The organism is Methanolacinia petrolearia DSM 11571, from assembly GCF_000147875.1.
Lineage (GTDB): Archaea > Halobacteriota > Methanomicrobia > Methanomicrobiales > Methanomicrobiaceae > Methanolacinia > Methanolacinia petrolearia.
On sequence record NC_014507.1, the window covers coordinates 387,858 to 410,861 of the forward strand.

Sequence of the window (23,004 nt, forward strand, 5' to 3'; positions counted from 1 at the left end):
TTTATGCCCCCGGGCACGTATGGGATTTGGCCGTTCCTGATCGTCGGGCAAAATCCCTGCAACATCTTTTGATGCTACATGCATGATTTTTGACTTGATTATAAAAACTTCTTGTGACCGAATCATCTAAATTAAAAGAGCTATTTCGATGATTCGGTCACAACAGCAATATATCGTCGATTTCAATATTTTTGCTCATGAGAGGAAAAATCTTAATTTTTCTTACTGCCCTTCTGATCACGGCACTCCTCACCGCACCAGTGATGGCCGGTGAAGTAATTGAAAAGAAAATGGAAAATAATGTCATCGTAGTGCCGTCTGTCGACGGATTCATTCAGGAACTTTCAGGTACAAAGGCTCAGCACCAGATCTCGCAGGGGGAAATGGTTTGCCATAGCAGATCTGTTTGGCCGCTCACCTCAAAGATCGATGTTACATTAACCTGGGATGAGCATTATGGTGACCTTGAATTGTATGTTTATACGCCGGATGATAGTTTTGTAGGACATTATACCGATCTGTATGATAGTTCTGTAAGAGACGGCATGATCGACATTGATATTCGCTCTTCAACGGGTTATCTTCCTGTGGGGAACTGGAAGCTCAATGTATACGGGAGACAGGTTTCGGGATCATCAATCAGCTATTCACTCCTCTGATGGAAAAAATTTAATCATTTCTTTTAATGAGATATAAATATGAAATACCAGGGGGCTGCTATTGCAGTGGTTTTAATTTTAATCCTGGCCTATGCTCATCAGGCCACTATATATTCAAATATCATTGTAACGCCAAGTGAAGAACCACCTGATCTACTCAGAGAGGATAATGTTCATGTCCTTAACTGGTGGGAAGTCTCACCGAGGCACTATTTTGTCTTATTGATTTCATTATACTCCCCTTTTCTAATACCTCTAGCCGCGATTGTCACAGTTCTTGCCGGCCTTTCTTTCGGAATCCGGCAGATCGAAAAGAAGAATATTCTTGAAAACGAATGGAGGGAGGATATATTCCGGCTAATAACAGAAAACCCTGGTATCACCCAGATCGAAGTAGAGCACATGGCAGAAATTAACCGCAGTTCTCTAAGATATCATCTTAAGATGCTAATGCGTGAAGAAAAGATCGTCTCAATAAAAGCATCTAAAAAAATACATTATTTTGAAAATCATAACGGTTACATTCCTGAAGCTCAGGTTGCAAAAACAATCCTCGATAGTCCGGCAGCAAAAAATATTTTCAGGTATATCTACACGAATCCTGGATGTACCCAAAAAGATCTGGCAGAGTATATGAATTTATCATGCTCTACGATTTCGTGGCACATTGAGAGACTCAGTTCGGGCAATCTTGTGAACATCCAGAAAGAGAGCAATTTCAATCATTATTATGCTGAAAATAATTTTGAAATGGATGCTGCCTTTTTGTAGGATTATGTTTTTTAGCAGGGGCTATTGCCAGTGATGACCTGATTGTTGGATCTGTTATAATCCCAGTGTCTTTCTGTCCTGAGCTAGATCATAATGTGGTTAAAAAACGCCCAATTTGGCCGTATTTTAGCCTTTTTTGGGATGTTTCGATCACTCCTGGAAAACTCCTGAAAAATAGCCTCATATCTAGCTTTTTATTGCCAAATCCCTCCAGATTACATATATCTGACGGAACGAGAATGGTCTGTCTTTTTCAGTGATGTTTTGACCGAGGATGAGATCGTCCAGTACAGGCAATATCTGTGGACGATATTTTTAGTTATTTTGGCGTGTTTTAGGGTTTATTTAAGGTTTACTATATGTAAATTGGATTTTTTGATTATGGTACTTGTTTGTCTTACCTGAAGATTCAGGAATTAACGAAGGTCTGCAATTAGATTGTATTCACTATTCTACTTTGCATCCATAGTCCCCATTAAGCAGATATATATAAAGACTCACTTCGCCATTGACTGGATCAATATGAAATTCTGGGATGCTATGATACGATACATTAACAGCTATCTCCGAACTGATGTTGTCGTCAACATTAAAGATTAGATAATATGGATTTGTAGTTGTTGAAGTTTCAGAAGTTATCACGAATGTGGATTTTGTACTGCCATATGGTGCGAGGTTATAAGACTCTTTGGCTAGTGTATTGTTTGAAGGGTCATTGATAATCACAGAAACCGAATGAGATTGATTAATATCTTTGTTGACAAGTCTGAAAATAGAAGTGGGGGGTGGGAGGCAGGAATCCGGAGAATCCTCTACATTGGAAATCGATAAAAAAAATAAAACTGAAAGTATCAGAATCATAAGAAACAAGCCTGCCAATAACGCTTTTTTTTGCATTATATCCCCTCTTCTGACTTCAGTTACTGATATCCTGCAACTGTTGCTTTTACCTGACTTATTCTAAGAGCATTGTTATGGTTTGAGTCGCCATGACCCGAATCGAGAGAAGAAAATTCATTCTTCATCGAAGTACCTGTCTGGAATGGTGCCCACATAGCTGAATAATAATCTGTCCACCATGATGTCCATGTCGATGCCCTTGCATAGCTTGGAATATAAAAAGGAGCTCCACTATAACTGGAAGGAGCAGTCTGATGCATCGCGCCAAAGTTATGTCCTAATTCATGAGTTATCAGTATCGGCCTCTGATAGCTTGAAGCAGTATAAGAGGTGCCTGAATCAGTCATCTGCGTAAGTGAGTAAGCAGATTCTTCGTAAACCCCGTTGGTAAATTGTCCTCCATTTCCGATATCGTTTCCATCAAGATCTCTTCCAGTGAATAAAGAAACCAGATCACTATTCGTGGAGTCTCGGTATGAACTTTGGCTATCAACCAACTCCTCTGCAAGATCATCTTTATCTGTGCTTGTTAGCGTAGCATCCCATGAAAATGCATTGATCTGGAAATTTACTCCAATATAGCTGGGAGAAAATGCCTCAGCAACTGTTGACATCATTGATGTAATTTCAGAAGTAGATGAAGGATATGCGTTATGGAATTGCGAATCGTATACTGCAAGTAAACTCACAGTAGTCACTGACTTGGACGAAATGGTATTTTCAATTTCGTTATTGTCAGATAATTCTAACTGCTCTTGGGAAATCGTAATAGGAATTATATCGTCCTCATTTGGCAATATTTCCCGTTCTATTTCATTCTTTGAATTATAAACAATATGGACAATTTTCCCATCAGCTTGTCTTTCTGACTGGCTTATGAAATATGACTCATCGTCCATTGTTATCCTTCCTAGAATCACATTGTCATCAACAGTGAAAAAAGCATCACCTGACTTAGTACCAACGATTCTACCCTGGTATTGTTTTATCGTAGGAATGTCGGATACTGTCGTCCCATCATTTGTTTTAATATACAATTTAGCATCTGGGGCGATAATACTGGGGACTTCAGAGAGTTCAATGGAGTAATTTTCTCCGTTCAATGAGTATTCCAGTAATTTCCCATTGTCAGCATCTCTCATAAATGCAATGGGATCTACTGTGACAAGTGAGTATTCTGATATTGGAACTGATTCAGTCGATCGAGACTTCAATTGATCAGATATATCAGTAAAATATTTCATGTTGATAGTTGCGTCAACTGGCACTACGTTTTCCGCACTAACAACCGGAACGAAAATCGCCCCGGCGAGTGCCACTATCAAGAGCAGGCTCAAAGCCGGCATTTTTAGTTTTAATTTCATCTTTTGGTCTCCATTCTTTTCTGCCCCCGGAGACAGAATCGTCAAAGGTTTCAAGTAGTTTTTAAGCCCATTTACATTTATGCCCCCGGGCACGCATGGGATTTGGCCGTTCCTGATCGTCGGGCAAAATCCCTGCAACATCTTTTGATGCTACATGCATGACTTTTGACTTGATTATAAAAACCTCTTGTGACCGAATCATCGAAATTCAATCTGTTATAATCCCAGTGTTTTTCTGTCTTGTATCAGATCATAATATGACTAAAAAACGCTCATTTTAGGCTGATTTCATCATATTTTTGGATAGATCGGCCACCTCTGAAAAATAGTCTCATATCTCGTTTTTTATCGCAAAATGCCCCGGGATTCCATCGAAATAGCGGCACGTCATTGCCCTGTTTTTTCAGACGATATTTACATCGATCGAGGATGAGATCGTCTGATACAGGCAATCTATGTGGACGATATTTTCGGTGGTTTTTGCGTAATTTGGGGTTTATTTAAGGTTTACTGTATGAAAATCGGATTTCTTATTGTGGAGTTTTGATTGGCTTATTTTTACAATTCAACTGCTTTATGAAAACTTGTTTAGAGGATTTCTTCAGAGCCGAATTAGTATTATACTATATTTAACAGCATCTTATATCCTCATCCAGGTCCAGGAAGAGATTTACAGTTTTTGCTAGTCCATCAGGATTCTGGTACATCAAACCGTGTCCTGCACCTTTAAACTCTGCTGTCCATGCACCATCAATCTCCCCTGCCATTGTTCTTAAAAACTCAGGAGGCGTTAGAACATCCTCTGTTCCGCCGGTTAAAAGCACAGGGATCTCGATTTGATTAAGCCTTTCCAGTGAGCCGTTCCAGTTAAGACTTGCATAATAAGCGGCCATAATTCCGCTTTCATTCAGTGTTTCAGAAGAAGCAGGCAGATATTCATCGGGGTTATGGCAGATAAGCCAGTCCCCGGGAAACATATTTTCAATAACAATCGATTTATTGGCCTCTCCGTAAGCTACCTGTCGCAGATATTCCCTCAGGTACTCCTCATCTGAAGATGATACGTTATAATAAGGTGCATACAATACAGCTTTTTCAACCTTTTCCGGGTACTTCAGAATAATCTCCTCGGAAACAGCTGTCCCCATCGACCATCCCATAAGATATGATCTCTTGATGCCAAGAGCATCCATAAGTGCAACTGTATCATTGGCATAAGTCTCATATGTCACATTTTCAGCCGTGATTTCACCTAAATCTGTATAGCCTGTTCCCCTGTTGTCAAAAATCGTGACGTTGTAATTTTCTGCAAGAGAATTCAGAAGAGAAGGGTCCCACGCATCCATTGTTGTCGCATACCCCATTACCATTACAAGAGGATAGCCTTCTCCTGCCTGTTTGTAGCCGATGTTAATTCCGTTTACGTTTGCATAATGCAGTTCTGCATCATCAAAGACAGAATAGCTCTTTTCGGACAGGGTTAAATTATCTGAATTTTCAGACAGGGAGTTGTCAAAACCAGTTTCACCTGTACATCCGGCAGAAAATATTACAAGAACTAAAGCAAAAATTATGGCTGCCAGATATATTTTTTCTATCTTTTTACGCATAGCAGAACTTCCTAAAGTCAGGTATGTGTAATTCTCTATATCACACTTGTCAATATAAGCATCAATTTATAGAAACGCTGAGGAGGAACTCAATGACAAGTTATAGCGAGATTGAAAGAGGATACCTCCTCAAATGATGGGCGAACATCCCCTTTTGCTCCGGGAAGAAAATTTTTCTGGTTGCTTCAGTTTCTTATCTGTTTTCCCCCGGTCGAGGCAACCGAAGGGCTATCGCCCTTTCGATACCGAGGGTGACCTTCGGTCACCGGTTCATTTCATGAAATTAGCTTTTAGAGCTGCCCGGACGGGTAGCGTCCAGACCGGGCTATCGCGAGAGCGCAAAGCCCTGAGGTCAGGGCGTGTTCGCGAAGCGAACTTGCGCAAGTCTGAGTTATGAGTTAAAATTATGTTATATTACTATAATTTAGAATTATGGGGCTAGAGAAACTTGATATTAATTTTAAAAATTGTTATGGCATTAATAATTTAGAATTTGAATTTGATTTTAGCCAAAAAGGAACAAGGAGATCTAATGTTCATGCAATTTATGCATCAAATGGTGTAATGAAATCATCCTTTGCAGAAACATTTCGAGATTTGAGCAGAGGGGAAAAACCAAGCGACAGAATATTTCCTGAGAGAAAAACTATATGCAGAGTTAAGGATCAAAATGGAACTTCATTAAAAGAAGAACAAATTTATGTAATTGCTCCTTATGATGATTTATTTGAATCCGATAAAGTTTCATTATTGGTTGCAAAGAGAGAATTAAAGGATAGATATGATATTATCCATCAGGAGATTTATGAGAAAAGAGAAAAATTATTGGAAGCTCTAAAAATATTCTCTAAAATTAGAAACCCTGAAGATATTGAGCAAATAATTTCATCAACATTTGGGGGAACTGATTTCTTATTGAGCCTCTATAATTTGGAGGAATGTATTTCTTCTTTTAATAGTGACGATTTATCAAAATACAGTTATAGTGATATATTTAATAACAAAATTATAGACTTTTTAAAAATTGAAGAGAATAGACGATTACTCGCAGAATATATTGATAAATATAATGAGTTGATTGAAAAATCTGATTTTTTGAGGAAAGGATTATTTACACATAATAATGCTTCAAATGTGTCAAATAGTTTAAAAAGTAATGGTTTCTTTTTAGCTGAACATTCTGTGGTGTTGAAATCTCGAACAGGTGAAAACCAAATTAATTCTGATAAGGATTTTAATAAGATTATTGACACTGAAAAAGAGAAAATCTTTTCAAATAAAGAGTTAATGACTAAATTTAACAGTCTAGATAAAGCTATAACAAAAAATGAAGATCTTAGAAAATTTCGTAAACTTCTTGAGAATAATAAGGAATTAATTCCCGAATTAATGGATTTAGGGAAGCTAAATAAAAAAATGTGGTTAAGTTATCTTAAGAAAGAAGAAGGGATCTATCTTGAGTTAATTAATAAATATAAATCTGGTAAAAGAGAAATTGAAGTAATTGTTTCTGAAGCTAAAAAGGAAATAAGTGATTGGGATCATGTAATAGACAAATTTAATGACAGATTTTTTGTTCCATTTAAAATTGAAATCGTTAATAAGGATGATGTAATTTTAAAAGGCGACGTTGAAACTTTAGAATTTATATTTGAAGATTCTAAGGGAAGTAAAAATACAACCAAATCTGAAATAAAATCTATACTTAGCACCGGAGAAAAAAAGGCACTCTACATTCTGGATATTATTTATGAAATAGAGGCTCGGAAGAAAACTAACCAAGAAACAGTATTTATTATTGATGATATTGCTGATTCCTTTGATTATAAGAATAAATATGCTATTCTTGAGTATTTAATGGATATTTCAAAAGAAGATTTCTTTTATGAAATTATTTTAACCCATAATTTTGACTTTTTTAGAACTATTAACTCAAGATTAATACCTCATTATAATTGTCATATAGCTGAAAGGACGGAATCTGCAGTTCAATTAAAAACAGTGAAAAGTAAATCTGAAATCCAGAGACCATTTAAAGATTGGATAAAAAATCTGTCTGAAGTAGAACATTACAGTGTCGCAATAATTCCTTTTTTAAGAAATATAATTGAATATACTCGAGATACAAACGATCCTAATTATTTGAATTTAACATCTATGCTCCATCATAAAGATAATACAAGGAATCTCAAAATAAGTGATCTTGAACTCATTTTAATAAAAGAGTTTAATGAACCAAATTTAAAATTGGAAAATGGAGATGAAAAAATTCTTGATAGTATATTGGAATTTTCTGATGAATTTTCTTGTTTGAATCAACTAAGTTTAGACCAAAAAATTGTGTTGTCAATGGGAATTAGGTTATCAGCAGAGCATTTAATGATTCAACTGATAAATGATCCTGATTTTGTGAAAGGAATAAAAGGCCCTCAAACTGGGAAATTATTTGAAAAATATAAAAAATTACCAAATTCTGATAATTATACTATTAAATTACTTGAGAAAGTCAATTTAATGACACCAGAAAATATTCATTTAAATTCATTTATGTATGAACCTATCATTGATTTATCCAGCGATCATTTATGTAAATTATACAAGGATTTGAAGATTCTGAATCAATCTATTTTATAAAAAAAACAAAAACGCTGAGGGGGAGATTTGAACTCCCGAGGGGAAGATTCCCCACAGGCTTTCCAGGCCTGCGCCCTACCGGACTAGACTACCTCAGCAAGGTAAGAATAGTGCTTCACATTATTGGAGTGGTATTCTAATAACTCTATTGTTTTTTGTGTTGTTTTTCAGCGGAGTTTTGTCCCCTGAATCGTCGTGTAAAAAAAGGATTTTAGAGAAGTTTCTTTCCTGCTTCGGGTCCAGGCATGCACTGGTAGACGCCGGTCACCTTCAGGACTAAGAGGCTCTTTCCCGGAAGGCCGGGCTTCATCTTCTCGATAAGTGCCTTCATCTCGGCGAGTTCGGGTCCTGACTTCATGACGGTCACATCCGCTTTTATCTGGAAGCAGCCCTTCGCACCAGCACCGTAGACGGAAAGTGCCGCTTTCGGGTTCTCCTCGACGTTTGCGAGCGTCTTCATCATGAAGTTGTCCTGGATCCAGATCGTCTCCGGGTCCTTGACGAAGACCGCACCCATCGGCGCTACGTTCGGGACACCGTCCTTTGAAGCTGTCGCAAGGTAGAATGTTTTGAGATTTCCCATTGCTTCGAGTATATTGTCTGTAAGTTTTACCATATTCGTCACTCCTTTCATTGAGAGATAAACGGTCAGGATAGTTATACTTTTGCAAAAAGAATGTTTTTCGGTAATATCCGGGATTATTCAGTCTCTTTTCTTCGTCTTCCAGCCCTTCTCGTATGTGCCCGGCTCCATTATGACGATCTCCGGCCTGATGACAAGCCCCGTATCGCTCTTTGCGTAGTCCTCGGAGGAGACGATCGCTTTTCCGACGCAGACAAGCTCGTCCTTCTGTGTCATGACCGCGACACGGGCGTTCTTTTTGTAGTTGTCCTTTTCGAGGATTCCCACCGCAGCAAGAACCGCACCGTGGCAGACTGCATCGACCGCCTTGTCCCTGATGACGACCTTCGGGAGACTGCCGGCGAGCCTCTCGACCGGAAGGATCATCTTCTCCAACGGCCCGGAGTTCCCCTCTTTTGCGTATTCAACTGCATCCTTTAGATCGTGCAGGGTTACACATTCATTCTCGGTAAAAGGCCCGGACTTCGTCCTCCGGAGCTCGACCATCTGTCCCCCGGCTCCCATCGCAAGTGCGATGTGGCGGCAGAGCAGGCGGATGTATGTTCCCGCCTCGCATTCCACCCGCATCAGGACAAGCCTTCCTTCGATATCCAGGATCTCCAGGTCGTATATTTCACGTATACGAAGCTGTCTCTTGACTGCACTCATCTTCGGGGGTCTCTGGTACTGGCGGCCGATAAACTCCTTCGCAACAGTCCTGATCCTCTCCTCAGGGACATCCTTATGAAGCCTCATAAGGGCCACATACTCCTTCCTGTGGTTCAGGAGAACGGGAGCGAGCCGGACCGCCCGCCCGAGCATCAGTACCAGAACTCCGGATACCATTGGGTCAAGAGTCCCCCCCTGCCCCGTATTGACACCGAGAATCTCAGCCGCCCATGCAGCCGCCTGGTGGCTCGACGGCCCCTGGGGCTTGTCGAGAACAACAACACCGCAGTTCAATGCGGAATTCAGTCCGGGATCGCTGAAATCAGTCACTTTGCATATCCCCGCTTTCAAGATATTTGTTCAGGGCTTCAAGAGTCCCGGTGAGCGACCCGTCGCCTGTCACATCCGGCGGACACCCCGAAAGCTCCATCGCCTTCCCTGTCACATCCCCGATCGCGACCCGCAGGATCTTTTGATCCTTGTCCCATACTGCATTCCTGAACGAACCGGCACTCGTGAAGAGCACAGCATCTGCACCGTCGAGATCAAGTTTCTCTCCCGTCGGCTCGAGTCCGTAGATCCGCGTCTCCGCCGCGATCCCGCCTTTATCTTCTATTGAATCGATAAGCTGTGGATTGGGGACGTCGGCCCTCGGGATTCCGATCCTCTTTCCCCTGATCCAGTCGCCAAGATACGGTGCAAAATCCCTCGAGTAAAAGTCCGGAAGAGTCTCGCAGTCGAATCCCATTTCGGTCAGTGTCTTTGCAGTCTGGGGGCCGATCGCCACCATCCTCGGGCGGACCTGGAGGAGCGGGCCTATGACCTGTGCCGGAAGAGCGCTTGTAAAAAAGATGCAGTCGAACTCGTCCCTGTTTGCCGCCGATACGAACTCCATGACTGCATCCTCGTAGATCCTCGCGTTAAGCGGCGATACGATATAACACTCGTGCCCGTATCTTTTGCAGGTTTCGGCATCTTTCCCGGCTTTTTCCCGAAGCCTCGTGACTGCAATCCTCATTATCCAGAGATTAAGAGATATAAGATTAAATAATCTGTCAATCCGGCCGGGCAAAACCGCTGCGTTTTTCAATATCCGGGTTTGAATAATCATTGGGGGACTGATGTACGATATAATCGCCGGAGTTGCGATCGGGGTGGTTCTGGGGACCATAAGCGGCCTGATTCCCGGCATACACGCCAATACAATGGCCGGAATTCTTTTATCCGTGCAGGGAGCGCTGCTCGTCGTCGCGGGTCCGGCCGCACTTGCGGTATCGATGTTCTCTGCACTTGTTACACATACGTTTCTGGATGCTGTCCCTGCGGCATTCCTCGGGGTGCCGGACGCAGATACGGCCATATCAGTCCTTCCTTCGCACAGGATGTGCCTAGAAGGGAGGGCAGGAGAAGCGGTCCGCCTCTCTGCAATCGGCGGAGCGTTCGGCACTGCAATATCCCTGCCGCTCTTCGCAGCATTTTATTTTCTTCTCCCGTCTCTCCAGGGCTATATCGACTGGTGGATAGGAATCATACTCATCACTTTCGCAGGCATCCTGATCCTGCAGTCCGAATCTCCCGAGTGGTCCTTTGCCGTCTTTATGGTATCCGGCATACTCGGCCTGCTCACATTCAGGTACAGCTGGCTCTCGTGGAATACTCTCGGCGATTCATCCTTCCTGATGCCCCTGCTCACTGGTCTTTTCGGGATATCGGTGCTTCTTCATACAAAACACGGAAAGATGCCCCCGCAGGAGAATAAAGGAGTAAGCCTTTCCCTGCGTGATATCGCGAAGAGCGGGACTGCCGGGACTGTTGCAGGCGCTGTCGTCGGCTGGCTGCCCGGGTTGTCGAATGCATCGGCAAATGCCGTTCTGGCATCCATATTCAGGATAGAAAAGGAGGGTGAAGGATTCATAACGGCTACAGGGGCGGCGAACACCGCGAACGCCTTCCTCGCCCTTGCCGCATTTTATGCCATTTCGAGAACCAGAAACGGGGTAATGGTAGCACTTTCCCAGGGAGATATCCCGCCTGTAACAACTCTCCTTTTTGCCGGAGCACTGGCCGCTTTCGCAGCATATATCCTCACGATAGTTTTATCCGGAAGCGCCTCGCTCTTCTCCGGCATCGATGCAAGAAAGCTTGGCTTTGCAGTAATCGGATTCGTAACGATCCTATGTCTTGTATTTACAGGGCCTTTCGGCCTGGTTATCCTCGTCCTTGCTACAATGACCGGACTTGTTCCATATTACGTGAACATAAGACGGATTCCGTGTATCGGTGCCGTGATGCTTCCGGTGATCTGCTGGTCGTTCGGCCTGCTGTAACTAAAAAAAGGGAGGTTCCTCAGATCGCGGTAAATGCAAGGTAGATATATACTGCATATAATGCAAGCAGAACAAACCCGAAGGCCCTCGTTGCGGTTTTGGATTTCGTAAAGAGAAGGATTGCGGCTGCGGAGAATCCGGCCATTATCAGGACCCCGGAATAGTCCGGAACCGGTACCTGTGTGACAAGCGATCCGACACCCAGAACGAAGAGGAGATTGAAGATATTGCTCCCGAGGATGTTTCCGATCGATATCCCGTGCTGCCCCCTGACCACTGCAACAAGCGATGTCGCCAGTTCGGGGAGAGACGTTCCGACGGCAACCATCGAAATTCCGATCACATAGTCCGAGATGCCGAATGTCTGGGCTATCGAGGTCGCACTTATAAGAAGTATCCTTGATCCTATTACAACGCCCGCAATTCCACCGGCGATATATATGTAGTCAAGGTTTCCGTGAGCCTCGATCTTCTCGCTGTCGGTTTTGCCCTTCTTCCACTGGTGGTATATTATCACAGCGAATGCAGCAAGGAAAACGACTCCTGCAGGGATGCCGAGCGGGCTGAAGAACGCAAATACGAGGAATATCACTGTTGCAGCAATCATCATCAGGTAATCGCTTACTATCGGATCTTTTCTCAGGCATCCTTTGCAGGAAAGAACTGCCGGGGCGATTATAGCACATACCGCAAGAACAAGTGCTATATTGGCGATATTGCTCCCTATTATGTTCCCAAGTGCGATGCCGGAACTCCCTTCTGCAAGGGCATTGAGACTTACGACAAACTCGGGGAGAGAAGTTCCGAATGCAATTACCGTAAGCCCGATCGTTCCCGGCGATACCCCGAATCTTGCCGCAAGCCCGGCACCTCCCGAAACGAAATAGTCTGCACCCTTAATCAGGAATGCAAGCCCTGCAATGAAGAGCAATATGTCGATAATCATGGCTGAACACTTAAATTTCTATTTAATGCTTAATTTTTACGTTTTTACGCGATATTCTTTCTGATTTCAGATGCTATAATTAAATAGGATACTTATCGATTAATGTATTGTCATGCAGAGATACTGGTTCGGGGATATAACAGATGGCGGGGAATGCATACCATTCTCACGGGAAACCAATGAGCTTATAGAAAGGTGCAGATCGCTTGAGCCGGAGATGGATAATTTCGTTCCGGTTGAACCGGAGACAGCGGTTGAGTGCGGTGTTTTTTCATCACGTCAGGATTACATCGCTGAGCTTCGTAAGATCACCGCTGCTCTTGCCCGCGAAAAGATAAGTGAATATTACAGCTCCGGGGATATCGAACTCATCCAGATGGTCCGGATGCTCAACGAGCTTGACCACGTGATAAACCTCCTTGTCGAGAGAGGGATGGAGTGGTATATAGTAAAGAACCCGGACTTTTCGAGAAAATACAAGAATATGAACCAGAAGAAGGTAATCGGCATGATGAGGCGGCAGAAGAGATCCGGCCTTTCATCGATTGCTGCAGAGATCGACGCCCTCTCTGATAAAAGAACCCGCCTGATGAAGGAGATCTCCGGAAAAGCTGTAGAGGTGGCCCCCAACTGCAGTGAGATCGTCGGCGGCCTTGTTGCTGCACGCCTGATCTCCTCTGTCGGAGGGCTTAAGGAGCTTGCGTTTCTTCCTGCCTCCGCGATACAGGTTACGGGGGCTGAGAGTGCACTTTTTACGCACCTTAAGGGCGGAACCCCCTCTCCTAAGCACGGTATAATCTTCCAGCACAGGCGTGTCCACAATGCCGATAGGGCGGTAAGGGGAAAGGTTGCGAGGGTGGTTGCCGGCAAACTCGGTATTGCCGCCAGGATAGATTATTTCAGGGGCGAAGCGGACGTGGAGTTTCTCAAAAAGGCACAGGAGAGGATCGATGCCGTCTTTGGCGGAGTCGGAGGCGATTCCGAATGATAAGGATCGGCAGTGTTCTGGTCTCCGAAGGAAAAGGCGGAGTCTATGGCGAGAAGATGCTGAAAGGATACCGTGTATGGGACCCTTACAGGAGTAAGTTTGCCGCACTTGCGAAGATATATGATGGCATCGATCTCGAAAGCGAACGGGATGTCCTTTATCTCGGTGCTGCCAACGGCACGACCGTATCTCATTTTGCAGATTATGTGAGGACGGTGTACGCAGTGGAGTTTGCACCGAGACCGATGCAGGATCTGATCGAAGTTTCCGACAGGAGAAAGAATATCGTCCCCATAATGGCAGATGCGACCCGGCCTGTTGAATATGCCGCTTTTGTGAGTTCGGTCGATATGATCTACCAGGATGTCGCCCAGCCGAACCAGGCGGAGATTGCAATTTCAAATCTCCCGTTCCTGAAGAAAGGCGGAACTCTTGTCCTCATGCTCAAGACGAGAAGTGTGGATGTATGCGAATCTCCGGAGAGCGTCTTTGAGAATTCCAAAACTATTCTCGAGTCATCCGGCCTTGAAATCGAATTCTCGTGCTGGCTGAAGCCCTATCACAAAGACCATGTGTGTATTGTCTGCAGGCGGGTATAAACTGCGGAGAAGTTTATGAAGCGCCTGATCTACCTGAGCCCGTTTTCACTCCTTTTGATAGCTGCACTTGTTGTAATTCTTATTCTGATGATTCCCCTTCTCTTTCTCGGACTCATAGGGAGTGCATTTTCAAAACTGGGCTTCGGGCTGGCAGGAATAATACTGATACTCGTTGCAACGATCGCTGGAAGTTTCTTCAATATTCCAGTCATGAGAATCAAATCAGCCCCTGAAGTGGTCCGGGTTCCCCACGGCCGGCTGATGGACTACAGGTACCGCCCGCAATTTTCCGGTGGAATCACGATAGTTGCCGTAAATATAGGTGGGGCCGTTGTGCCTGTTCTGGTTTCTGCATATCTTCTTACAAGGGTTTTCATCTTCCAGGAAGGGTCCGGTATCCTGCTTTCATCGCTGGCCGGAATTCTGATTGTGGCCGCTGTTTCATATCTTGTGGCAAAACCGGTTCAGGGAGTTGGGGTGGGAATTCCGATTTTAATCCCGCCGTTGTCTGCTCTTATCTGCGGTCTGGTGCTTTCATTCGGGATTTCCGGGGCTGCCCCGGTGATTGCCTATGTTAGCGGAACTCTCGGGACGCTTATCGGTGCGGATCTCCTTAATCTGCGGAAAATGTGTTCCGTCGGTGCGGATATGGTGTCGATAGGCGGTGCCGGAACGTTTGATGGTATTTTCTTAACCGGAATAATAGCAGCTCTTCTTGCCTAAACTGAAAATCAGCTGATAAATCCTGATCTTATTTTTTAATTTGAGATCTAAAACAAAAGAATGAATAGTCCGGAGCAGATTCGAACTGCTGTCGCAAGATCCAGAGTCTCACATGATTGACCGCTACACTACCGGACTAATTAATTGTGTCATTACTTTTTTGTTGTAAGTATTAATTAACCTGACGAATCGGGTCCGGGGGTGATTCCGGTTCATCAGCATTGGTCTGTGTTCTTCGTAGTTTTTCCATCCGGGGGCAGGTGTCCCAAGTGTATTACAAATAATTGCAGAATTATTTTTTTTATAAGAAATTTCTATTTTAATAGCTTATTTTTTAATTTTATACTCTAGATCTCAGCGCATTTAATATCTATTGGGAATATATGGATATATAATGAAAATAAGGCTGTAAATTTCGGATTGCTGTGATTACAGCTTGTCGAAATGCAGTTGCCGTATGATGGTCGTTTCGGCCTGGTTTTCGATCACCTCTAAAAAATGTGAAAATAAGGGCGCTCTGACTCTCAATTTTAGTGTCTTTATATTACACCTTTCGAGTTTTCAACCACAAAGGATATATTATGTGTTCCACAAATACTGCTGTATATTCCGTCGTTCGGAGTATGGGGCAAGGTGAATCAGTATTCGGCATCTGTCGAAATACGATTGATTGCCTGATCCTTGAAAAGGAATTATTTAAGGAGGTTTAAATGACGAAAAAATTTGCATTAGCACTGGTCTCTCTAATGGTGCTCGCATTTATCGTGGTGGGTTCCGCATCTGCAGCTCCTGCATATGCTACGAACATCACTCCCGGTCAAACGATATTTATTGGAGAATCCGGTCTTAATATTGCACTTGCTCTGGGAGCAGATGCAGATGGCACTACTCCCATCTCAAAGATTGCATGGTTCTCATCAGGTACAGCTGTAGCGTCAGAGCAGCCTGCGATTGTATATTCAGTAGGTGACAACTCTTCATTCTATGTTCAGAATGCAATGTTTAGCGCGTATGAAGGTTCATGGTACGGCTACAATGGCTCAATCGGTAGCGCTACCCTTGCATTCTATGTATACAAGCCAAGCCTTGCTGTTTCAATCTGGGACATAGGTACTGACGGCAGCGCGACTGATGTTACCGGTAAGAAGGTAACAACAGGAGACAACGTAACACTCCGTGTTGACAGCAACCTGTTCTCGCTGTTTGAGCGTCCCAGCAACGTTAGTTCCCAAGCCTTGAACGGTATTGACATCAACGTTGTTACGCCCAGCGGAGCGACACTCGTTAAACTGACGAACTCTTCCGCTACCAACTTCACTACCAACATTACAGGTATTCGCCCGACCAGTTCGCAGTATTATCTGCTTACTTCGTCAGCAAAACCGTTAAACGGTACAGCGACACCCTGGCAGCTTAACATCAGCCAGTACTCGGCAGGAACATATGAAGTAACTGCGAAGTGTAATATCAACGGAATGAAAGACAACCTTGGTTCAATCACCGGTGTGACAGTCTCCGAGACTGCAACCCTCGAGCTGGACAAGGATACCGTTTCAATCACAGCTGACAAAGAGACTGTTGTCCGCAACAATGACTTCTCAGTAACAATTGACGGAAAGCCCAGCACATATTACTATGTCTGGATGTCAGGTACTAATTCATATACCTACGGCAACGGTTCAGGTGACGCTGATACTGCAGATATTCCACCGCAGTTCCAGATAAACCAGGACGATGTAGACTTCCTGAGCAACAACATCTCCTCAGGGGATAACACAGGTCTTAACTACACCTACAAGAGTGGCACAAGGATCTACCAGGATGTAGCAAACAATGCGTCATATACTGCAGCTACATCAAACCTTAACCCGTATGCTGTAGAAGTAAAGACAGGCAAAGACGGTATGATTACAGTCGGTATTACAACAGGCTCCAACACAAAGGCAGCAACATACACTGTCCGTGTAGAGAGTGAGTCCGATACCCAGCTTTATGATACCGTTAAGGTTACAGTCGAGAAGGGATCGGTAACTATCACAGCATCCGGCGACGGTTCATACTACCTTGGTGAACAGATTACATTCTCCGGAACAGACACCGACTCGGATTACGTCTATCTGTTTATTACAGGACCTAACCTTGCAGAGAATGGTGCAAACCTTGAGACACCTTCAATTGCACTCGAAAACGGTAACGCGAGTACATTTGTAACTAAGGCAGTAAACGTTGACAATACATGGGAGTACAAGCTTGAGACCTCCACAATCGGTCTTGACGCAGGTACATACACCGTATATGCAGTCAATGAACCTGCAGACAAGGCGCACCTCTCAGGAACAAAATACGACACAGTATCGATTGTTGTCAAGAAGCCGTTCGTTACAGCAACAGTTTCAGCATCAACAGTCGCAAAGGGTGACAAGCTTTACATCCGCGGAACAGCAGAAGGCAACCCCACACAGGGTGTAGCAATCTGGATTCTTGGAAAGAACTACTGGAATGGAGAGGCTACCAACAGCGATGCAATGGTAACCGAGACCGTCAATGACGACGGATCATTCGAGTATGAATTCGGAAGCGGAGACACGAAGAACCTCGCAAGCGGACAGTACTTCGTAGTCGTTCAGCACCCGATGTACAACGACGAGTTCAATGTATTCACAGGTGGCGTCAGCCCGACATTTGTCATAGAGTCACCTGACAGGAGTGCTTACGCAACAAACAACAATGAATACAACGCAAGATTTGTTATCTGGGGCGGAGACAACAAGCTTCAGGGATCAGATGCAGCAGAGGCACTTATCGAAATGATCGACTCAGCCGACATTGACGATACATACACAAAGCTCACATTCCTTGTAGAAGAGCCCTGGATCAGGATCAACACAGTCGGAGACCACTACGTTGGTGACCAGTTCACAATTTCAGGTACAACCAACCTCGCAGTCGACGACGACCTTATTGTTGAAGTAACATCCTCGTCATTCACAGCAACCCAGAAGTCACAGAGCGGAGAATTCTCCGGACAGTCTGAGACCGTAAAGGTAGTTGCAGGTACAACCTACAACGAATGGTCGATGGATGTCGACGCTTCGACATTCAAGGCAGATGAGTACATTGTCAACGTTGAGTCTATCGAGACTTCAGCAACGGCAACAACAACATTCAACATCCTGACACCCGGTCCGTCAACACCTACAGTTACTTCAACTGCGACGTCCGGACCTGTTACAACAACTGCAACTACAACCCAGGCAACACCAACAGAGACAGCAGCACCCGGATTCGGAGCTCTTGTCGCACTGATTGGACTTGGCGCAGTAGCTGCACTTGTTCTCAGGAAAGAATAAACTCATCAAATTTTTTTTCTTTAAATTATATTCAGGATTTATTAATAACATAAAATTCTGAGATATGAATTTTATAATTTGAAGAAACATTTTTTTTATATTAAGTCTAAATTAGAAATATGGATAATAAACGAATATTTGCAGCCTGCTTTATCTTCTTTATCCTGCTTTTTCTGATACCCCCGGTTTCAGCCAGCACAACAACTCTTACAATAACTGTAACTGATGATTATGACGGCTCAGTAATAGAAGATGCTTCTATCTATATTGCAGGGACTTATGTTGGAGAAACGGATTCTGATGGTGAATATGAATATACCCATTCCAAGAGTGAAAAATTCAGGGTGACTATTAAAAAAGATGGATATGACTACTGGACGGATATGGTGTCATACACCAGAACTTCACTGGACGTTGAACTTGAAAGAGCGAGCGGATCTTTAACAATAAATATTCTTGATTCGGATACTCTCAAACCGATAGAGGATGCAATTGTTAAAGTATCCGGAGATGACATCGATGACAGTGAATCAACGGATGACGATGGTTCTGCTGAATTTTCGGTTTACACGGGTTCAACGTATATCGTAGTCGTCAAAAAAGACAATTACAATTCCATTGAAAGGGAAGTCGAGATGGATGAGAGTTCTATGGATGTGGACTATCTACTCCAGAGAAACGATCGTGTAATATTCCAGGTCACCGAATCCGAGAGCGGACTTCCGCTTGATGGAGTCTCAGTATATATAGACGGTGATCTTGAAGGTGTAACAGACAGTGAAGGTCGCCTGAACGTATATCTGGATCATGAGGAATCTTATTATATCGAGATTAAGGTTGATGAATATCAGTCTTACACGGATACTCACTATTTCGGCATAGATGATATCATATATTCTGTTTCGATATCAAAGACGCTGTACCCGGTTTCAATAGCCGTATATGACTCCAGCAAAGTTCCTATTGAAGAGGCAGAGATCTATATCGATGACAGTTATTTCGGCAAATCCGACGATTACGGCCAGAGCGATGTCACAAATCTGAATGCCGGCGAACATACCTTCGAAATAAGGAAGACCGGCTATTCTGACTGGGAGGAGACAGTTCTAATCGATGGAGTGGGTGATAATATCGTTGCCACTATGGAGAGCATCCGGGCTGATGTCACCGTAGTCGTAGAAGACAGTAATCATAATGCCATTTCCGGTGCATCCGTTATTCTTGACGGAAAAAGCATTGGATCGACAAACTCACAGGGTACTATTACTACAGAGCTCCTGACAGATTCGGATTATACATTTTCGGTTACTAAGGACGGTTATAAAGACTTAACACAGACTGAAGATGTGCCTTTAGGCAGCACTGAGATGACAATAACACTGACAATGGAGAGCTCATTCAATACCGCACTTTTAGGCGGAGTCGTTGTGCTAATAGTCATTGTCGTAATTGTGGTATATGCCCTGAAATTTGTAGGAAAGAGGGATAGAAGAGGAAGAGGGAGATATCCTGGCGGCAGAGACGGAGGAAGTCTCTGATAATTGAATTTATTTATTTTTTTAGAATAACCTGAAAATATATTTCGTTTGGGCTACCACTTTTTCGGTTTATTTTCTTCTGTTGAAAGCAATATTCAGGTATATATACCTCTGCAGAAGACTAACAATGATATATATAACCGGGGATATTTGAGATGGGGTTCAGGTGGGGAAGATGGCTGTCAGCCGTAATTATAATATTGTTTTTTTTTGTTTCCACGGTCTATGCTCTGGATTCTGATGAAATAACGATAGTATCCGATAAAGGCTGGATGACTGCGGGGGGCGATCCTGCTGTAATCGAAGTTAGTGTGAGCAATACGTCCGTTTCAGTTCAGAGCGTTGAGTTTGAGGCTTATATGGTCGTTGATGAGGAAGAATCGGGTGGAAACATTAGTCTTCCGTCTACAACTGTTTCATATCCTGTCTCTGTGGGTAGTCTGACACCTTCAGTTGATACGACTTCACCATGGAAAACCGAGTTTTATTGCGAAAAAAGCGGAATTGCCGACATTCAGGTGACTGTGAATTATATTGCCGACGGTTACGCCGACTCGCTTACAAAGGAATTCCCACAGAAGGTAGATCACGCTTCAATGTACTCTTTTGCATCCGTTGATTATGATTACGAGGCTACTGTAAACAGTGTCATTCCGATCACAATAAGTGCTTTAGACAAATACGGGAACCGTATTGACAGCAAAAAAGAGGAGGATACGGGGGGAACACCCGAATCATTCGAACTGATATCCAGTCCCGACACTTCGGAATTCTGGGATGGTTCCTATTTCACCGGGAATATCGTTGATGTTTATGTCAATTCGACAGGATATGCAGAAGCACTCTTCCGCATTTCAGAGATCGCAGGGACGAATCTCGTAAATATAGTCCCTTCATCGGGCATTGACTCCAAAATTCTGACTATCACCAGTCTGGCAGACGCCGAACCTGTAGATATAGTAGTTACAGTCAGTCCGGCCTCCGGAGATCCCCCATATCTGCCTGCAGACGGGGTAAGTAAATTCTATATTACCTACCAGTTGATTGACCAGTGGGGCAATCCTTCGGGCAACAGGCAGCTGTACATAGAGCCGACAGATCCTGATGAATCTGGATTCTTCAGGGCTTCAAACTCCTCAGGAAAGATTGAGATCTCTTATGGTCCGCAGGAGATCAAGGGAATTTATTCTCTTATCGCAACTTCTGTAGATAACTCGAGTATTTTCAGGGAGACCGATATAGAATTTGTAAGTACAGATCCTACGGATATGCTCCTTACCGCCAATCCGCAGGTAATGCCGAGTCATGATGTGGATACTGCCTTCATGTCGGAACTTCGTGCCAAGGTAATCGATGAGAAGGGAAATCCGGTAATGGGAGAGACTGTGACGTTCTCGATAATTGATGGGGAATACCCGGATTCACAACTGGCCGAACCCTATCTTGAAAGCACCTCTGCATTGTCTGATCAGGACGGATTGGCAGTAGTTAATTTTGTTCCAGGAACTTTTGAGACGGACTGGGATGCGACTGACTATTCAAAACTGGCCAATGCATCCTGCCAGGTGCGTGCACAGTGGAATACGACTGTCCGGCAGATCGATCTCGAATGGAAGAATTATCCGTACCTGAGTGTAAAGACCAATGTCACTCCTGAAACAGTAGCTGTTAACGATACAGTTACCGTGACTATTCAGCTGATTGGCGACGGGTGGGCGCTTCAGCCTGATCCTATTGATGTGATGCTTACTGCCGATCGATCGGGTAGTATGTTGAGAGATTACCCTGACAGGATGGTCTCTCTTATGGACGCACTGGAAGATTTCGGTATTGAGATGAAGGAAGGATGGGATCGCCTGGGACTTGCATCCTTCGGTACTTATGGTAATGCGGATATCATAGATTATGGCAACAGGTACTGGGCCGGGTACGATAATTCATATTATGACGATTGGGAGTATATCTCTGAGCATTATGCAGGAAATGACAAAAACTACAATGATTATGCAACAATTGATCTCAACCTGACCGAAGATTTTTCTGATTATAATACTGAAGTGAAAGCTCTTGTCCCTGACGGAGGTACTCCCATGAGAAAAGGTTTGTATTATTCTATAAAGCATCTTCGCGACAACGGAAGGGATGATGCCGTAAAGGCTGTCGTAGTCCTGTCTGACGGCGACTATAACTACTACGGTGACCCCCTTGCAAGAGGATCCGGGGGTACAAAATGGGACTGGAGCGATATGCAGGAAAAATACTACACCTTCAGCGATCTCAACTCTTCCGAGCAGGATATGAGGATATTTGCAAAGGACAATGACATAAAGATATTCTCCATAGCATATGCCGATGGTATCTCGTCAGAAGGGAAAGCAGTTCTCCAGGCTCTTGCCGAGGGTACCGGAGGAAAGTATTATTATGCACCTTCAGGAGAGGATCTTGAGGAGATCTATGAAGACATTGCAGGGGAACTGAAAGAGGCTGCGGGTGTGGATACTGCCATGGAGTTGATGTTCCAGGATGTAGAAATCAACAATCAAACCGTCCCCAATACGGGAAGCGATACAATTCTTGAGTATGTCTATGATCCTGAGATCTCAACTCTCATAGAGAACCGATATGGCAACGGAACATACATCTCTGAGGTCGTGGACCAGAGTGCATGGTGGACGGAGAACAAATCACTTCATTTCGATGTGGGTACTGTCTACCTGAACCAGACCTGGCAGGCTACTTATGTCCTGAAGGTAGAAAAAGCAGGAAACATCAACCTGTTTAATGATTCCTCATATATAACGTTCAATAATGGTACTGATACCCTGAAGCTTCCGGATACGTATTTCACAGCCGTTGCGGATTTAAATTCGACAGGAGTTAACTTCACATCCATGGATGTATCGAATTTTGAGATTCTAAGTTCCGATACCGATCTTATCTATCTCAGGTGGATCCTTGATTATACCGGTACATACTCTGTTTCCCAGGAACTCAGTTATCACAGGCAGGGTGACGAAAGCGGCTGGATTCATTTCAATACTATGGATGATGTCTCCGGGCCGGTCTCATCTCTTTCCCAGGAATCATCATTTGCAATTCGCGATCTGCCGCCGGGGAATTATAATATCAGGCTCACCGCTTCCTCACCCGATACGGCAGATGATGTTGAAGAGCTGAGTACTATAGTTGGATCCTCCGTGGATGCTTATATAAAGCTGGAATAGCGGAAAAGAGATCAATATAATTAACCAGAATCGCTTTTTACCGGACCAACACGATCTGCAGATTATTCGTTTCATCTTTC

The 23,004-nt window shown here is 43.7% G+C and carries 17 protein-coding genes and 2 tRNA genes; 10 read left to right on the plus strand and 9 right to left on the minus strand.

Annotated elements, in window-relative coordinates:
• Positions 1 to 197: 197 nt before the first annotated feature.
• Together MPET_RS01925 and MPET_RS01930 are read left to right on the plus strand one after the other, a co-directional pair.
• On the plus strand, positions 198 to 659 hold the full coding sequence (locus MPET_RS01925) for a hypothetical protein (RefSeq protein ID WP_013328334.1): 462 nt from the start codon (positions 198 to 200) through the stop codon (positions 657 to 659).
• Between the two features lie 39 nt (positions 660 to 698).
• The gene (locus tag MPET_RS01930; protein ID WP_013328335.1) at positions 699 to 1,430 is read left to right on the plus strand and encodes a winged helix-turn-helix transcriptional regulator; all 732 of its coding nucleotides are present in this window, start codon (positions 699 to 701) and stop codon (positions 1,428 to 1,430) included.
• Positions 1,431 to 1,877: 447 nt separating this feature from the next.
• On the opposite strand, the gene MPET_RS01935 is transcribed toward MPET_RS01930, so the two are convergent.
• The 3 genes from MPET_RS01935 to MPET_RS01945 all read right to left on the minus strand — a co-directional run bounded on the left by MPET_RS01935 (position 1,878) and on the right by MPET_RS01945 (position 5,304).
• A complete protein-coding gene (locus tag MPET_RS01935; protein ID WP_013328336.1) occupies positions 1,878 to 2,327 on the minus strand; it encodes a hypothetical protein in 450 nt (149 codons plus the stop codon).
• A gap of 23 nt (positions 2,328 to 2,350) precedes the next feature.
• Positions 2,351 to 3,694 (minus strand): M12 family metallo-peptidase, encoded by a 1,344-nt coding sequence (locus MPET_RS01940; RefSeq protein WP_187287572.1) that lies wholly within the window; start codon positions 3,692 to 3,694, stop codon positions 2,351 to 2,353.
• Positions 3,695 to 4,323: 629 nt separating this feature from the next.
• Positions 4,324 to 5,304 (minus strand): alpha/beta fold hydrolase, encoded by a 981-nt coding sequence (locus tag MPET_RS01945; protein ID WP_013328338.1) that lies wholly within the window; start codon positions 5,302 to 5,304, stop codon positions 4,324 to 4,326.
• Positions 5,305 to 5,736: 432 nt separating this feature from the next.
• Between MPET_RS01945 and MPET_RS01950 the strand changes: the two genes are divergently transcribed.
• Positions 5,737 to 7,938, plus strand: coding sequence for a hypothetical protein (locus tag MPET_RS01950; protein WP_013328339.1), 2,202 nt, complete (start codon positions 5,737 to 5,739; stop codon positions 7,936 to 7,938).
• Between the two features lie 12 nt (positions 7,939 to 7,950).
• Here the strand turns inward: MPET_RS01950 and MPET_RS01955 are convergent.
• The 4 genes from MPET_RS01955 to MPET_RS01970 all read right to left on the minus strand — a co-directional run bounded on the left by MPET_RS01955 (position 7,951) and on the right by MPET_RS01970 (position 10,247).
• Positions 7,951 to 8,036, minus strand: a tRNA-Ser gene (locus MPET_RS01955).
• Positions 8,037 to 8,149: 113 nt separating this feature from the next.
• Positions 8,150 to 8,554, minus strand: a complete 405-nt coding sequence (locus MPET_RS01960) for a pyridoxamine 5'-phosphate oxidase family protein (protein ID WP_013328340.1) — start codon at positions 8,552 to 8,554, stop codon at positions 8,150 to 8,152.
• Positions 8,555 to 8,641: 87 nt separating this feature from the next.
• Complete coding sequence (locus MPET_RS01965) at positions 8,642 to 9,559, minus strand: RNA-guided pseudouridylation complex pseudouridine synthase subunit Cbf5 (protein ID WP_013328341.1); 918 nt, start codon at positions 9,557 to 9,559, stop codon at positions 8,642 to 8,644.
• Positions 9,552 to 10,247, minus strand: coding sequence for a uroporphyrinogen-III synthase (locus MPET_RS01970; protein ID WP_013328342.1), 696 nt, complete (start codon positions 10,245 to 10,247; stop codon positions 9,552 to 9,554). The genes MPET_RS01965 and MPET_RS01970 overlap by 8 nt, the downstream gene beginning before the upstream one ends.
• 103 nt (positions 10,248 to 10,350) lie before the next feature.
• Here MPET_RS01970 and MPET_RS01975 point away from each other — a divergent pair, with 103 nt between their 5' ends.
• Complete coding sequence (locus tag MPET_RS01975; protein ID WP_013328343.1) at positions 10,351 to 11,556, plus strand: tripartite tricarboxylate transporter permease; 1,206 nt, start codon at positions 10,351 to 10,353, stop codon at positions 11,554 to 11,556.
• 19 nt (positions 11,557 to 11,575) lie between these two features.
• Here MPET_RS01975 and MPET_RS01980 read toward each other — a convergent pair whose 3' ends face one another.
• Positions 11,576 to 12,502, minus strand: a complete 927-nt coding sequence (locus MPET_RS01980; RefSeq protein WP_013328344.1) for a calcium/sodium antiporter — start codon at positions 12,500 to 12,502, stop codon at positions 11,576 to 11,578.
• A 112-nt stretch (positions 12,503 to 12,614) separates the two neighbouring features.
• Here MPET_RS01980 and MPET_RS01985 point away from each other — a divergent pair, with 112 nt between their 5' ends.
• Genes MPET_RS01985 through MPET_RS01995 form a run of 3 tightly spaced genes read left to right on the plus strand, consistent with a single transcriptional unit; the run spans position 12,615 to position 14,812 of the window.
• Positions 12,615 to 13,490, plus strand: a complete 876-nt coding sequence (locus MPET_RS01985; protein WP_013328345.1) for an NOP5/NOP56 family protein — start codon at positions 12,615 to 12,617, stop codon at positions 13,488 to 13,490.
• The gene (locus MPET_RS01990) at positions 13,487 to 14,089 is read left to right on the plus strand and encodes a fibrillarin-like rRNA/tRNA 2'-O-methyltransferase (protein WP_013328346.1); all 603 of its coding nucleotides are present in this window, start codon (positions 13,487 to 13,489) and stop codon (positions 14,087 to 14,089) included. The genes MPET_RS01985 and MPET_RS01990 overlap by 4 nt, the downstream gene beginning before the upstream one ends.
• Before the next feature lie 15 nt (positions 14,090 to 14,104).
• Complete coding sequence (locus MPET_RS01995; protein ID WP_013328347.1) at positions 14,105 to 14,812, plus strand: DUF1614 domain-containing protein; 708 nt, start codon at positions 14,105 to 14,107, stop codon at positions 14,810 to 14,812.
• Between the two features lie 65 nt (positions 14,813 to 14,877).
• Here MPET_RS01995 and MPET_RS02000 read toward each other — a convergent pair.
• A tRNA-Gln gene (locus MPET_RS02000) sits at positions 14,878 to 14,950 on the minus strand.
• A gap of 572 nt (positions 14,951 to 15,522) precedes the next feature.
• Here MPET_RS02000 and MPET_RS02005 point away from each other — a divergent pair.
• The 3 genes from MPET_RS02005 to MPET_RS02015 all read left to right on the plus strand — a co-directional run bounded on the left by MPET_RS02005 (position 15,523) and on the right by MPET_RS02015 (position 22,924).
• Positions 15,523 to 18,162, plus strand: a complete 2,640-nt coding sequence (locus MPET_RS02005; RefSeq protein WP_013328348.1) for an MEMAR_RS02690 family S-layer glycoprotein — start codon at positions 15,523 to 15,525, stop codon at positions 18,160 to 18,162.
• 119 nt (positions 18,163 to 18,281) lie between these two features.
• On the plus strand, positions 18,282 to 19,700 hold the full coding sequence (locus MPET_RS02010) for a carboxypeptidase-like regulatory domain-containing protein (RefSeq protein WP_013328349.1): 1,419 nt from the start codon (positions 18,282 to 18,284) through the stop codon (positions 19,698 to 19,700).
• A 155-nt stretch (positions 19,701 to 19,855) separates the two neighbouring features.
• A complete protein-coding gene (locus MPET_RS02015) occupies positions 19,856 to 22,924 on the plus strand; it encodes a VWA domain-containing protein (protein ID WP_013328350.1) in 3,069 nt (1,022 codons plus the stop codon).
• The last annotated feature ends 80 nt before the right edge of the window (positions 22,925 to 23,004 follow it).